Here is a 14,382-nt window from a genome sequence, read left to right on the forward strand (position 1 = left end):
GGTGGCGGGACGGCCGGAGGGGTGCCGGGGGTCGGTGGCCCGGTGTCAGAGGCCGGCGGCCTGACGCAGGGCGTGGGCGCGGTCGGTGCGCTCCCAGGTGAAGTCGGGGTGCTCCCGGCCGAAGTGACCGTACGTGGCCGTCTGGGCGTAGATCGGGCGCAGCAGGTTCAGGTCGCGGATGATGGCGGCCGGGCGGAGGTCGAAGACGGTGGCGATGGCGTGCTCGATGCGGTCGACGGCGACCTTGGCGGTGCCGAAGGTCTCGACGAACAGGCCCACGGGTTCGGCCTTGCCGATCGCGTACGCGACCTGGACCTCGCAGCGTTCCGCGAGACCGGAGGCGACGACGTTCTTTGCCACCCAGCGCATCGCGTAGGCGGCCGAGCGGTCCACTTTGGACGGGTCCTTGCCGGAGAACGCGCCGCCGCCGTGCCGGGCCATCCCGCCGTACGTGTCGATGATGATCTTCCGGCCGGTCAGTCCCGCGTCACCCATCGGGCCGCCGATCTCGAAGCGGCCGGTCGGGTTGACGAGCAGCCGGTGGCCGTCCGTGTCGAGCTTGATGCCGTCCTCCGCGAGTTCCGCCAGGACGTGTTCGACCACGTACTCGCGGATGTCCGGGGTGAGCAGGCCGTCCAGGCTGATGTCGGCGGCGTGCTGCGAGGAGACGACGACGGTGTCGAGGCGCACCGGCCGGCTGCCCCGGTACTCGATGGTGACCTGGGTCTTGCCGTCGGGGCGCAGATAGGGGATCGAGCCGTCCCTGCGGGCCTGGGAGAGGCGGCGGGAGAGCCGGTGGGCCAGTTCGATCGGCAGGGGCATGAGGTTGGGGGTCTCGTCGGTGGCGTAGCCGAACATCAGACCCTGGTCGCCCGCGCCCTGCTGGTCGAGTTCGCCGACCTCGCCGCCGGTGCGGTGTTCGTAGGCGTTGTCGACGCCCTGGGCGATGTCGGGCGACTGTGTTCCGAGGGAGATCGAGACACCGCAGGAGGCGCCGTCGAAGCCCTTGGAGGACGAGTCGTACCCGATCTCCAGGATCTTGTCGCGCACGAGCTGGTCGATGGGCACGTAGGCGGACGTGGTCACTTCGCCGGCGATGTGCACCTGACCGGTGGCGATCAGGGTCTCCACCGCGACCCGGGCGGCCGGGTCCTCCCGCAGCAGGGCGTCCAGGATCGTGTCGCTGATCTGGTCGGCGATCTTGTCGGGGTGTCCCTCGGTCACGGACTCCGAGGTGAACAGGCGTGTCGACATCAGTAGGGCCCTTCGGTCAGTGGGTCATCGGTTCGGTGGCGAACGGGGACGGCGCGGCCAGGGCCCGGGCGACGAGCGCTTGGGCGGCGCCGGTGTAGGCCGTGGGGTCGAGGAGGTTCTCCAGGGTCCTGTCGTCGAGACAGCGGGCGACTTCCGGGTGCTCGCGCAGGACGTCGGCCAGCGGCCGCCCCTCCCGGACCACGGTCTGCGAGGCGTCGCTGAGCAGTTCCTTGGCCCGGGCCCGGCCCAGGTGCGGGGCAAGGACCGCCGCCAGCCGTTCGGTCACCACCTGGCTGCCGGTGAGCGCCAGGTTCTCGCGCATGCGGCCGGGGCTGACGACCAGCCCGCCGGCGAGTTCGGCGGCCGTGTGGGCGGCGCCGCCGGTCAGCCGCAGGCTTTCGCGCAGCAGCAGCCATTCGGCGTGCCAGGGGCCGGCGGAGCGTTCGTCCTCGGAGATCAGGCACTGGGTCAGTCCGGTGGCCAGCAGCGGGACCTGCAGGGCTGCGCTGCGGATCAGGGTGGCCAGTACGGGGTTGCGTTTGTGGGGCATCGCCGAGGAGCTGCCGCGTCCGGCGACGGCGGGTTCCGTGACCTCGCCGATCTCGGTCCTGGTCAGCACCTGTACATCGGCGGCGATCTTCCCCAGCGCCCCGGCGGTGAAGGCCAGGGCCGCCGCCACGTCCGCGACGGGGGTGCGCAGCGCGTGCCAGGGCAGGACCGGGCGGGCCAGCGAGGTCTCGGCGGCGAACCGGTCGACGAGCAGGTCGAGATAGCGGTCGGGGTCGTCCGGCGGGCCATCGGGCGTCGCGTACTCCAGGTAGCCGGCCAGGGTGCCTGCCGCGCCGCCGAGCGACACCGGCAGTGTCCGCTCCACGGCGCGCAGCCGGGCTCCGGCGTCCAGGACCAGCGCCCGCCATCCGGCGGCCTTGAGGCCGAAGGTGGTGGGCACCGCGTGGAGGGCCAGGGTGCGGCCCGCCATGACGGTGCTCCGGTGCTCTCCGGCGAGGCCGGCCAGGGCGGCGGCGGTCCGCTCCAGGTCGGCGCCGATCAGCCGCAGCGCGTCACGGCACACCAGCATGACGCCGGTGTCCAGAACGTCCTGGCTGGTCGATCCCCGGTGGACGTATTCGGCCGCGGCGGGGTCGGTGGCCGCGACCGCCGCGGTGAGGGCCTGAACGAGGCCGACGACGGGGTTGGCGGTCTCCCGGCAGGCCAGGGCCAGAGAGCGCAGGTCCATCCGCTCGGCGCGGGCGGAGCGGGTGATCGCCTCGGCGGCCCGCGCGGGCATCGTCCCCAGCGCCGCCTGGGCGCGGGCCAGCGCCGCCTCCGCGTCGAGCATCGCCTGTAGCCAGGCGCGGTCGCAGACCGCCTCCTCGACGGGGACGCCGACTCGCACCGGTGACAGCAGCCCGCTGTCGGTCCCGCCGTCGAATCCCTCACTCATGACGCCACCTCCGCCAGGCCGCCGTCGTAGTGGTCGGCGGCGGACCCGGCCCGTGCGGGGACGAGGGCCAGGACCGCGTGGGCGATGGCGTCGGAGTCGCCGAGTGTCACGGAGTTGACGCCGGGCCGGATGCCGGCCGCCGTCACCCAGTGGACGGATTCGGTGGGCACGCCGTATGCGAAGCGGCGGGGGTGGGCGCGGCCGTGGACGTCCACCGTCCGGTAGGGGCGTTCCGTGACGGCCAGGCCGCCGGTCTCGTACTCGGTGCCGCAGCTTCCCTCCAGCCGGTACGGGGCCGCCTGTCCGCTGGTGAGCAGGTGGCGCAACAGGGCGTCCCCGGTGCGCCGGAGATCGGGTTCCGGCAGCCGGGCCTCGATGAGGACGGTCGAGCGGACGGGTTCCGTGTCGAGGGTCTTGGAGACGGCCACGAACGCGGGGTGACTGCCGGTGTCGATGCCGATCTCCAGGTCCGGGCCGATGATCTCCACCACTCCGGCCTCGATCAGGGCCCGCAGTTCCTCGATGCGGGAGACGGGCGGGCCGATGGACAGGTACGCGTTGAGCGGGGTGTACCAGCCCTGGAGGTCGTCGCGGTAGGAGTTGCCCTCCAGGCCGCCGTGGTCGACCGCGAGCCGGATCTCGTTGCGCAGATCCCGCAGGACGTCCAAGGCCGCCTTGAGCGGTCCGTTGAGGTTGCCGGCCCTGGCGTCGCGCACGTCCTGCGCCAGGTGGTCGAGCAGCCAGTCACGGAAGGAGTGACGATCGTCGAACCGGCGCTCCGCGAAGGGCCGGGAGAGGGCTTTCCAGTTCCACCGCTCGGATTCGGCGATACCGAAGTCGTCGAGCAGGAGCCGTTCGCTCTCGCCGGCCGGCGCCCCCAGGTAGCGGCGGACGAAACCCAGGGCGGCGGATGCCTGGCCGCGCGCGGTCAGCAGCGTCTCGTAGTAGACGCTCTCGACCTCCTTGGCGATCAGCGGCCACAGGTCCGTTCCGAAGTGGACGCGATCGGCATCGACGGCGCGGCGGCGCAGCCGGCCGATCGTCAGCGGGGTGAGGACCCGGGGGATGTGCCGTCCGTGCGCTCCCTTCTCGTTCTCGCCGCGCGCGTGGTACGGCATGCCGCGCCGGGAGCCGGCCCGGATGTGCGGCTCATGTCCCGACGGGTGGTAGACGAGGGTGCCGTCGTCCCGGTGTTCGAAGGCGCCGCCGCGGCCGCGGGTGAGCAGTGCCATCTGGTCGAAGAAGTTCAGCCCCAGGCCCCGGACCAGGACGGTCTGTCCGGCCTTGACGGCGCACAGGTCGAGGTCGGCGGGGTTGGCCGGGCCCTGGTACGTCAGGCCGTGGGCGGAGGCGGTACGGGCCCACTCCTCCTGGCGTTCGGTCGGGCGGGACGGTACGTGTCCCTGGGCCAGGACGACGGCGTCCAGTCCTGCCAGCAGGCTGCCGTCGGCCAGGGTGAGGGTCTGCGAGCCGCCGGGGACACCGCCGGTGTCCTCCAGCGCCACGGCCCGCGTGCGGTGTTCACGCACGGTGCAGTGATCCGGCGCCTGGTCCCTCACCTGCTGGTAGACGTCCGCGAGGTAGCGGCCGTAGAAGGCACGGGTGGGGTACGAGTCGGGGGCGAGGTCACGGGCCTCGGCCCGGGTGCGGTCGTCGTAGCGGCCCGTCCTGCCGCCCAGAACGGCGGACTTGGCCCATTCGTACAGGCTGGGGCCGTGTTCGACGGGGCCGTCCATCTCCACGCTGTCGTCCGTGAAGACGGTGACCTGCGAGGCGACGGTGTTCATCAGCAGCAGCGGGGACTGTGTGGTCCGCCAGACCCGCCCGGGGCCGGGCGGGAAGGGGTCGACGACGTGGATGACGACGGATCGGTGGGACGGGCGGGCGCGTTCGTTGGCGCAGAGCCGTTCCAGGACCGACAGTCCGCGCGGTCCGGCGCCTACTACGCAGATTTCCAGGTCTCGGGCTGTCATATCCGCTCCGCGGTCAGGGGCCGTCCGGCCCCGGTAACCCGTTCCACCAGGTCGCCCGGGTCGGTGGGCAGTTGGTTTCCGCGCCAGGCGACGTGCTGGTCGGGCCGGACGAGGACCAGGTCACGTTCGTAGAGGTCACGGGCGGGCCGGTCCTCGACGTCCAGGATCTGTAAGGGCATGCCGTGCGCCTGGGCCGCCGCGAGCAGCGGTTTGCCGCTCGGGGGTTCGGGGCCCAGCCGCAGCAGGGTGTAGCCGGGGGTGAAGCGGTCGAACAGGGAGCTGCCCTGTCCGTGCCAGTCGTCCAGCCACAGGTGGGGGGTGCGGCCGCCGGGGACGCTCGTCGGGAGGTACAGGCCCCAGGGGTCGCCCGGGATCTCGGCGTCCGCGTCGGGGGCGATGATCGGGGATCCGTCGTAGCGGACGCCGAGCTGGACCCCGATGGAGTCCGTGCGTTCGCCGTGGCAGCGCAGTTGGCCCCCGACCCGGTCGCGGACCTCCACGCCCTCGGGGGTGTCGGTGTCCAGGGCCGCCGGGCGCTCGATCCCCGCCATCGCGGTGTGGAGTTCGCGTGCTGCCGCGGTGTTGCGCAGGGCGATCGGCCGGCGTTCGCTGCCGTACGTCGCGAGCAGGTCGGGGCCGCCCCAGCCCTGGAGGACGGCGGCGAGTTTCCAGGCGAGGTTGGCGGCGTCGTCGACCCCGGTGTTGAGGCCGAACCCGCTGTCCGGGGTGGGGTGCGCGGAGTTCCCCGCCAGCAGGACCCGCCCTTTGACGAATCGTTCCGCCACCAGGGCCGCGCCGGGCGCCCAGGCGGTGTGGCTGAGCACCTCGACGGGCAGGTCGGTGCCGGCCGCCCGCCGGACCAGGTCGGTGAGCCGGGCCGCGTCGGCGGTGTCCGGGTCCACCGAACTGGTCAGCAGGGAGAACTCGTCCTCACCGTTCAGCGCGATCAGGTTCGCGACGAGGTCGGCGTTCATCGCCCAGTAGCTCCCGGCGGGCCGTCCGAAGAGCACCTCGCGGTGGAAGGTGGGCAGGCGCAGGTGCGCCGTTGTCGCCCGGGGCGCGGTGCCCGGCCGGCCGGGGGCCTCTGCGGCGGGAATCCCGTAGCGGATGCCCAGCTGCTGCTGGACGAAGTCGGGTCCCTTGTCGCTGACGACGGCGTACCGGGCGGTCCACTGCTCGTCGGGGCGGCCCGGGTACCCGGTGCGGACGCGCACCTGCCCGGCGTCCTGGTCGAGCCCGGTGATCCGGGGGCCTTCGTGCAGGGTGATGTTGGGGCGGGTCCCGGCGTGTTCGCGGAGGAGGTGTCCGACGGATGTCTGGTCGGCGCGGTGCACCGGCTCGGGCAGTTGGTCCGTTCGGGACGCGATCGCGACCTGCCGCAGCCGCTGGGTGGGGGTGGGCTGCGGCAGCCGCGACAGTTCGGGGCTGTTGTACCGGGTGAAGTACGCGATGTCGGTGGGGTGGCCGCCGGGCAGGCCGAGGCGTCGGATCGGGCCGGAGACGCCCAGCCGCCGGTAGTGCTCCATCGTCCGCGCGTCGTGAGTGGTGCCGCGCGGCTCGCCGCGCCGGGGCCGGCCGGTGCCGAAGACGGTGCTGGGGATGCCGTGGTGGTCGAGGAAGAGGGCGAGCATCAGGGCGACCGGTCCGCCGCCGACGATGGCGACGGGGGTCCGCAGGCGTTCACACATCTAGTCACGCCCTCCCGGCCGTACCGCGTCGCGCGCACCGCGCGCCAGCGCGAGGTCGAGCGCCGCCCCGAGAGCGGCGGCGGGCCGCGCCTGCCCCACCAGCCAGCGCATCGCGACGTAGCCGTCCGGGCGGACCAGGACCGCTCCGTCGTCGTCGTGACCACGCAGCTCCGTCCAGGCGCCGTCGTCGTCCCAGGGCCCGTCACCGGTCCCGACGGCGTACGCGGTGACCGGGACACCGCAGGTGTCCGCCAGTTCCTCGACGGCGGCAAGCCAAGGGGCACCCTCGGAGCCGGCGAGCAGCAGGAAAGGCCCGCGTCCGGTGTGCAGATGGTGGGTGGAGACGCGCCGCCCGCCGTGCCGCAGCCAGGCGTGCGGCAGCCGGGACCCCGGGCGGGCGTCCTGGACGTGTTCGAGGCCGAGCGGGTCCTGTTCGGGGCGCTCGGTGCCGTCGTCACCGACGAAGCCGGCGTCACCGTAGTCGTAGCCCATCTCCAGACCCAGGTGTTCGGTGGTGATCCGGTTGGTGGCGAAGTACTCGCGCTGCACCGCCCGCCGGGTCGCGCCGTCCGGGGTGTCGGAGAACAGCGCGGTCATCTGGGCCCGGTTCCACTCCGGACGCGCTCCCTGCACCACCCCGGTGCCCGAGGTGAACGCGATCTGGTTGAACAGCGAGAACAGCGCCCGCTCGACGACCCGTTCGGCCACCGGGCGGCGCTCCGCCTCGTAGCTGTCGAGCAGCACGGAGTCGGCCCGCCCTTCGAGGACGTGGGCGAGTTTCCAGGCGAGGTTGTGAGCGTCCTGCACACCGGTGTTGAGGCCGAGGGCGCCGGACGGCGGATGACGGTGGGCGGCATCCCCGACGAGGAAGACCCGGCCGGAGCGGAAGTGCTCGGCGACCGTGCCCTCCACCGGCCAGCGGCTGATGCTGCGGACGTCCATGGCGTGGTCGTCGGGGAGCTTCAGGGTGCGGCGCACCATCTTGACGATCGTCTCGTCGTCGAGTGCGGCGGCTCCCTGGGCGCCCGGCGGCCGGGAGAACATCAGCGTCCACTCCTCGGAGTGCCGCCCCCACCGGCGCGGTCCCATCGGCACCACTCCGCAGTGCTCCAGCGTCCCGTCGTCCGACAGGCTCGACACGCGGTTGACGACCGCGTCGTCGTACGGGATGAACTCCGAGAAGTCGGCCCGCACATGCAGGTTGATCCACTCCAGGAACGTCGGGGTGCCCGTCATGCGGATGCCACGCAGCCGGCTGACGGTCTTGCCGCCGTCGGCGGCGACGACGTACCCGGCCCGCACCCGGAAGGTCCGGTCGGCGGTGCGGTCCAGCACGGTGGCCGTGACCCCGTCCGCGTCCTCCTGGAGGTCGACCAGCTCGTGGTGGAAGAGCAGGTGTCCGGGCGCCCGTTCCTCCGCGTGCCGGCGCAGCAGCGGCTCCAGCCACCGCTGGCCGAGGTTGGCGTGCGGGTAGGCGGAGGCACGGGCGTAGCGTTCGGCCAGTTCACCGCCGCCGTACGCGCTGGTGCGGTGGAGCACCTTGCGGTCGTAGGGCTCGTCGCCGCCGAGGCTGGACAGCCACACCATCGCCCCGCAGTTCTCCTGCGGCGCGCCTTCGCGGTAGATGTCATCGGCCACGCCCAGCTGCCCGAAGACCTCCATGGTGCGGGCGTTGAGGATGTGCGCCTTCGGCAGCGTGGAGGTGCCGGGGTGGCGTTCGACGAGCAGGGAGCGGACGCCGAGCCCGGACAGGGCCAGGGAGGCGGTGAGGCCCGACCCGCCTCCGCCCACGATGAGTACGGGGGTGTGCCGGTCGGCCGGATCGGGTCGACGGGATGAGTTCATCACGCTTCCTTCGGTTCGCGTTGTCGCGGGCCGCCCGGACTCCGGCCTATGCCGGTGCCGCGACCAGCAGGCTCGTTTCGAGGGCCATCGGGGTGACCGATTCCAGCCGCAGTCCGGCGCCGTCCAGGACGGACCCGTAGCCGTCCAGCGTGCGTTCCCGGCCGCCGGCGGCCATGAGCAGGTGGAGGTCCCACAACAGGGCCAACAGCCCGGAGCCGTCCGTGGGGATGACCCGCTCCACGATCAGCAGGCGGCCGGTGGCCGGCATCGCCTCGCGAATGACGGAGAGCATCCGGACGCACCGTTCGTCGTCCCAGTCCTGCAGGACCCGGGAGAGCAGATAGACGTCCGCCCCGGGCGGGACCTTGTCGAAGACGTCACCGGCGACGGTCTGCCAGCGGTCGGACCCCACCGTGCTCCGGAGGTGCTCCCGCGCGACGGGCGTCATGTGCGGCAGGTCGAAGAGCACGCCGCGCAGCCGGGGGTACTCCCGCAGGACGGTGGACAGCAGCATCCCGCTGCCGCCGGCGACGTCGACGACGGTGCGGCAGGCGGTGAAGTCGTGGGCTTTCAGCACGTCGGGGAAGAACACGTTGCCGGCGTTCATCGCCTTCTGGAACTTCTCCCCCGCACCCGGTTCCGTCTCCAGGTAGCCGCGCAGCGGGGTGCCGAAGGCCACGGCGAACCCGGAGGTTCCGGTGCGCAGGGCGGGGACCACCTGTCCCCAGGCGCGGTGGAACTCCTCGCCGTAGATCACCGCCATGTCGCGCATCGACCGTGGATCGTCCGAGCGCAGCAGTTCGCTGACCTCGGTGAGCCGGTAGCCGTCCGCGGTGTCCTCGAAGACGCCCATGGCGGTCGCCAGCCGCAGCAGTCGCTCGATGCCGTCCTCGTCGCAGCCGGCCGCCGCGGCGATCTTCGCGGCCGAGGTGTTCCCGGCGGCGATGTGGTCAGGAAGATGGAGTGCCGCGACCGCGTAGAGCGCTTGGGCCTGCCAAGCGCCGGTGAGGATGTCCACCACGCGGCGTGCGGGTTGCCCGTCGGCCATGTCGTCGAGCCTTTCGGTGGGTGGGTCTGCGTGAGGGGTTGCCGGACGGCCCTTGGTGAGGGCGCGGTGTCGGCGCGCCGCTGCGGGTCGCTGCCGGGCCGGGGCCTACGGCGTGGGCAGCCGCTGCCCGCGCCGGGCTGTGCCCGCTTCCGCCGCCCGGCTGAGCAGGTCCTGGTGTGCTGCGCGCAACTGCCGCTTGAGGACCTTGCCGGTCGGGCCGACCGGCAGGGCGCTGCGGTCCACGGCGATGACGAGGGCGCTCAGGGGTGCGAGTCCGCGCCCGGTCAGCGCCTCGTTGCAGCGGTTCAGCAGGACGGACGCGTCATGAGGACCGGGTCCGGAGTCGGCGGCGAACAGGACGACGGCGGCGGGCCGCTGGGTCCCGGGAGCCTCGGGGTCGTCCACGGCGACGACCGCGGCGTCCAGCGCCTGGGTGGTGAGCAGTACCTCCTCCTCCAGGGGGAGGCTGTAGACGGGGCCGTCGGCGGTGCGGATCACGTCGGGTGTGCGGTCGAGGTGGTACCACTGGCCGTCGCCCCCGCGCCGGACGACGTCACCGGTCAGGAAGTAGCCGTTGCGCACGGACTCCTTGCCGAGGGCCGGGTCGTCCCAGTAGCCGGGGGTGATGCTGGGGGTGCGGACGCCGAGCAGTCCGGCTTCGCCGTCGGGCAGCCGCCGGCCCTGCTCGTCGAGGACCGCCGCGTCCTGCACGGCCTTGACGGGGCGGCCGATGAGCCGCCCGAAGCCGGCCGACTGCGGGGTGAAGACCTGCTTGAACAGGACCATCCCCATCTCGGAGGAGCCCAGCCCGTCGACGTACGCGGAGCCGGCCAGTGCCTTTCCGCCGTCGCGGCGGGTGCCCAGCGCGGTCAGCGGGCGGATGTGGCGTTCGTGGGAGGCGTCTCCCATGCCGTTCCAGGTGTGGATGTGCCGGGCCGCGTCCGGGGTGATCCGGGAGGGGTCGATCTCGGCCAGGGTCAGCGGGAATCCCAGGACGAAGGTGGGGTGGAACCAGTTGACGGCCCGCGCGGCCGAGGCGCCGTCCGCCGCGTCCAGGATCAGCGTCGGGATGCCGAGCATGAGGGCCATGCTGAGGTAGCTGATGCCCGCCGAGTGGCTGTGCGGCAGCGTGGTCAGCATCCGGTCGGAGCGCAGTGAGGGAAAGGTCCACAGGCGTTCGCGCTTGCCGTCGAAGAACGACTGGTGGGTGAAGACCGGGGCCTTGGGCCGCCCGGTGGTCCCCGAGGAGTGCGAGATCATCACCAGGTCGTCGCGCCGGTGGCGGTACGGGAACCCGGTCAGCGGCGCGGGCGGCAGGGGGGCCGTCGCGTCGAGCCGTGCGATGTCCTCCGTCAGGACGGGCCGGTCCGGGGCCGCGTTCGGCAGCGACCAGGACTCGGCGCAACCGGCCAGCAGGTCCGCGTCGCCGACCAGGAGTGTCGTGCGGGTGCGCCGGAAGTACTCGGCTGCCGTGCCCATGACCATGTTGGGGTTGCAGTGCACCGCGACCGCGCCGAGGCTGGTGATCGCTATGTGATGGAGCAGCCCGTACAGCCCGTCGCGGGTGAAGACCCCGACGTGGGTCGAGGGGCGCACCCCGTGGGTGCGGTACCAGTGGGCGTAGCGGATCGCGGCGATCCGGATGTCGTTGAGGGACACCCCCGGCATCTCGCCCCGGTCCCAGGCCGGTGACATGGTGTCGGGGTGGAACAGGATCGGCCGGTCCCGGTCCCGTGCGGTCCGCCAGGTGTGCCAGAAGAAGTCGCCCGCACCGAGCTGCCGGTCCGCCGTCAGGCGCAGGCGCTGGGTGACGGACCGATGGGTCCCGAGGATGTTCATCCGTGTGCCTCTCTTACTCGTGCCGTCGGTGGGGTGCGCGGGTTCGGCCCTCGGGGCAGAGGGAGCCGGGCCCCGACGCGTTGAGCGCGGTTCGCAGCCACTCCCCCAGCGCCCTGATCCGGATGTCGCCGGGGATGCCGCCGTCACCGGACAGGGGTGCCGCGCCGCGCAGGGCCTTGGCCAGCCGGCGGCCGAAGCCGGCGTCGGCGGCGGTCAGCCCGGATTCCGCGAACCGGCTGCGCAACCGCCCGACGAGGGTCTCGGCGTCGGAGCCGAACTGGATCGAGCAGACGCCTGCGGACGTCGTGCCGACGAGGAGCAGGCCCAGTTCGCACTCGGCGAGCGCGTAGCTGATGCGCTCGCCGCGTCCGCTGTTCTTGAAGGTGCTGGGCGTCATGCCCAGCAGGTTCTGCGCCAGGGCGTAGAAGTTGCCGCTGGAGTTGAACCCGGCCTCGTAGATGGCCTCGGTGATGGTTTCGGTCCTGGGGATCTCCCGCCGCAGCCGGTCGGCTCGGCAGGCGGCGGCGTACGCCTTGGGGGTGACGCCGGTCAGGGCGGTGAACAGGCGGTGGAAGTGGAACCGGCTGAAGCCGGTCGCGTCCGCGAGCTCACCGAGCGAGGGGGCCGGGCCCGGTGCCTCCATCAGCCGGCACGAGCGGACGACCGCGGCGGTGTGCGGGTCGTACAGTGCCTGGTCCGGCCGGCAGCGCCGGCAGGGCCGGAAGCCCGCGCGTTCGGCGGCCTCGGGGTCCGGGAAGAAGACGGTGTTGGCGCGGCGGGCGTGCCGTGAACCGCAGGAGGGCCGGCTGTAGGTGCCGGTGGTCACCACCGAATAGCAGAACGCCTCGTCGGCGCGCCGGTCCCGCCGCAGTACGGCCCGCCAGCGGGCGTCGTCGTCGGGGAACTCCCTGGTCTGGGACGGCCCGGCCGCCGCGCCCCCCTGGGGCGGGCGCGAGCGGCCGGCGGGTCGTGTTCTGCGCGCCGCGTCGGACGCTCGCTCCCGCATCGGTCACGTCTCCAGGCAGAACTCGTTGATCGGGTAACCGACATGACGGTCCGCGACGGGCAGGTATCCCAGGACCTTGTCGCCCGGCTTGAGCTCCGTGCTGTTGAGCACGACGCCGCCGGGGCCGAGCACCCGCACGTGCCAGTCGTCCTGGAGGATCAGGTTGGCGGTGCGGCCGTCGGGGCCCGCCGCGTCGATGGAGATGAGCGGGCGGCTCTCGATCTTGACGCGGCCCACGACCACCAGCCGGGTCTTCCCGTGGATGTCCACGGCCGTGACCTTGCTGCCAGCCTTCAGCTCGCTCAGGTAGTTGGTGCGCTCGTTCTGGCCGAGGGTGTAGGAGTGGATGGCCCCGGCGTTGACCCGGAAGGGGCGGGTGGGCATGTACGGCAGCGGATGGGTCTCGCTGACGCACAGGATCATGCCCTTGGAGGACGAGCCCACGAGGATGCCCTCGTCCTTGCCGAAGTACGCGGCGGTGTCCACACAGGCGCGGTCGCCCATGCCGACGTGCGCGGTCGCGGTGATCTCCAGTTCGACCAGTTCCAGGTCCGGCACACCGCCCTCACCGGCCCGCTTCAGACCGGTGGCGTCGCCGACCGCGGCCGGGGCCATGAGCACGCCGTCGGAGCCGAGTTCGAGGACACCGTAGATGATCTCCGCCTCCTCGACGTCGTGGGCGACGGTGATGAGGCTGCCCTCCGCCTTGGCGGCGGCCGCGATCACGATCTCCAGCGGGATCTTCGTCGGGTCGCGGAAGTCCAGCACGCTCCACTTCTCGGTGCGGCCGGAACGGCAGGCCTGCTCCAGTGACTCGGCGTCCACGATCTCGACGTAGCGGCCGAACTCCACCTCGGGGTGGCGCAGCGCCAGTTCGGCGGGCTCGCCGTGCTTGGCCGGCTCGACGATGACGATGTCGGCGGCGCCGAAGTCCTCGGGAAGGTTCTCCCCCTGCGGGAAGAGGATCTTCTTCACGGTCGGCGGGAGGGCGGCGAAGTCCGCCGGGTCGGAGGCGAGGATCCCGTCGATCCGGGCGTGGATCGCCTCTTCGACGATGGCGTCCTTCGCCGATCCGATGGAACGGACGTCTATCCAGCTGAGCTTCACAGGGCACCTGCCATTCGGGGGGAAGGGGAGGAGAGGAGGGAACCGGGGTGTCCGTGGACGATCCCGGCCAGTTCGAAGACGGTGGCGCGCGGTGCGGTGGCGCCGAACACCCGCCGTCCGACGGCGAGTCCGCTGCATCCGACGGAGAGCGCCGAGGTGGCGAAGTCGGTCAGGCTGTCGGCGCGGGCGCCGCCCGCCACGATGATCGGCAGCGGGGAGCTGGCGATCACGTCGGCCATCCGCTCGGCCGGGGAGGCGAACACCGTCTTGACGATGTCGACCCCGAGGTCGGCGGCGATGTTGACGACATGGGACAGCAGGACGGGGTCGGTGGGGTCGGTGACCCGGGGACCGCGCGGGTAGATCATGGCGAGCAGCGGCATACCCCAGCGGTCGCAGGCCGCGGCGACCGCGCCCAGGTCGGCGAGTTGGGCCGCCTCGGTGTCCGAGCCGATGTTCACGTGCACGCTCACCGCGTCGGCGCCCAGCCGCAGGGCGTCCTCGACGTCGCCGACCAGGACCTTGGCGTCGGCGTCCGGGCTGTGGGCGGTACTGGCGCTCAGGTGGACGATCAGCGAGCAGTCCGCGAGCAGTTCGGGGTCGATGACGCGGGCCCGGCCCTTGTGCACGACGATGCCGTCGGCGCCGCCGGCCACCACGTCCCGGATCAGTTCGTCGAATCGGTCGACACTGGCGATCGGTCCGTCGGACACGGAGTGGTCGAGCGGCACGAACAGATACCGGCCGTCCCCGTGTCCGGACAGTCTGGTCAAACGCAGCAGCTTTCCCGTGGAGGTGGTTCTCATCATCGGGCACTCCCTTGTGCGACACGTGCTGGAGGACGGCGTTCCGGGCCTTCGTGCGAACGGAGGTCGGGGATCGACACATCGATCACGTCCGCGCGACGGCCGGCGGCCGGGCAGCGGTTCGAATGCGCGCGGTACGGCGCCCTGGGACTGGTCGACGACGCTTCCGGAACCTCGGTGGCGCCCGTGTGAAGGGCGCCGGTCTTCCCGTGTTCCGGTGTCGGGCTGTGCCGCTCATCGTCGACCGGAAGACTCATTTCCAGGAGGTCTTCGTGTCATGCCATTAGCGTGCCATCGGGAACACCAGGAATTGCACAGAGCTGCTACAGACAAGCGGAACGCTTACGTCCAAGGAAATTCCAAGCAGAAAGC

The 14,382-nt window shown here is 72.2% G+C and carries 10 protein-coding genes; all 10 read right to left on the reverse strand.

The genetic code is table 11. The annotated features are described in order from the left end of the window. Positions 1-45: 45 nt before the first annotated feature. The 10 genes from metK to O3X23_RS29410 all read right to left on the reverse strand — a co-directional run bounded on the left by metK (position 46) and on the right by O3X23_RS29410 (position 14,010). Positions 46-1,254, reverse strand: a complete 1,209-nt coding sequence (metK, locus tag O3X23_RS29365) for a methionine adenosyltransferase (protein WP_269274774.1) — start codon at positions 1,252-1,254, stop codon at positions 46-48. A gap of 16 nt (positions 1,255-1,270) precedes the next feature. Next, positions 1,271-2,698 (reverse strand): 3-carboxy-cis,cis-muconate cycloisomerase, encoded by a 1,428-nt coding sequence (gene pcaB / locus O3X23_RS29370; RefSeq protein WP_269274776.1) that lies wholly within the window; start codon positions 2,696-2,698, stop codon positions 1,271-1,273. Further along, a complete protein-coding gene (locus O3X23_RS29375) occupies positions 2,695-4,671 on the reverse strand; it encodes an FAD/NAD(P)-binding protein (protein WP_269274778.1) in 1,977 nt (658 codons plus the stop codon). The genes pcaB and O3X23_RS29375 overlap by 4 nt, the downstream gene beginning before the upstream one ends. Then, positions 4,668-6,359: an FAD-dependent monooxygenase gene (locus tag O3X23_RS29380; protein ID WP_269274780.1), complete on the reverse strand. Its 1,692-nt coding sequence runs from the start codon at positions 6,357-6,359 to the stop codon at positions 4,668-4,670. Before O3X23_RS29380 ends, O3X23_RS29375 begins: the two co-directional genes overlap by 4 nt. Continuing rightward, the gene (locus tag O3X23_RS29385; RefSeq protein WP_269274782.1) at positions 6,360-8,204 is read right to left on the reverse strand and encodes an FAD-dependent monooxygenase; all 1,845 of its coding nucleotides are present in this window, start codon (positions 8,202-8,204) and stop codon (positions 6,360-6,362) included. It abuts the gene before it with no gap. Positions 8,205-8,250: 46 nt separating this feature from the next. Next, entirely contained in the window at positions 8,251-9,252 is a 1,002-nt protein-coding gene (locus tag O3X23_RS29390; RefSeq protein WP_269274784.1) for a methyltransferase, read from the reverse strand. 105 nt (positions 9,253-9,357) lie between these two features. Continuing rightward, positions 9,358-11,091, reverse strand: a complete 1,734-nt coding sequence (locus O3X23_RS29395; protein ID WP_269274786.1) for a class I adenylate-forming enzyme family protein — start codon at positions 11,089-11,091, stop codon at positions 9,358-9,360. Positions 11,092-11,104: 13 nt separating this feature from the next. Then, positions 11,105-12,097 (reverse strand): bifunctional transcriptional activator/DNA repair enzyme AdaA, encoded by a 993-nt coding sequence (locus O3X23_RS29400; RefSeq protein WP_269274788.1) that lies wholly within the window; start codon positions 12,095-12,097, stop codon positions 11,105-11,107. 3 nt (positions 12,098-12,100) lie between these two features. Further along, a complete protein-coding gene (locus O3X23_RS29405; RefSeq protein ID WP_269274790.1) occupies positions 12,101-13,204 on the reverse strand; it encodes a 3-dehydroquinate synthase II in 1,104 nt (367 codons plus the stop codon). Further along, complete coding sequence (locus tag O3X23_RS29410) at positions 13,201-14,010, reverse strand: 2-amino-3,7-dideoxy-D-threo-hept-6-ulosonate synthase (RefSeq protein WP_443048008.1); 810 nt, start codon at positions 14,008-14,010, stop codon at positions 13,201-13,203. The genes O3X23_RS29405 and O3X23_RS29410 overlap by 4 nt, the downstream gene beginning before the upstream one ends. Positions 14,011-14,382: the final 372 nt, after the last annotated feature.

This window comes from Streptomyces sp. H39-S7 (genome assembly GCF_027158205.1).
GTDB lineage: Bacteria > Actinomycetota > Actinomycetes > Streptomycetales > Streptomycetaceae > Actinacidiphila.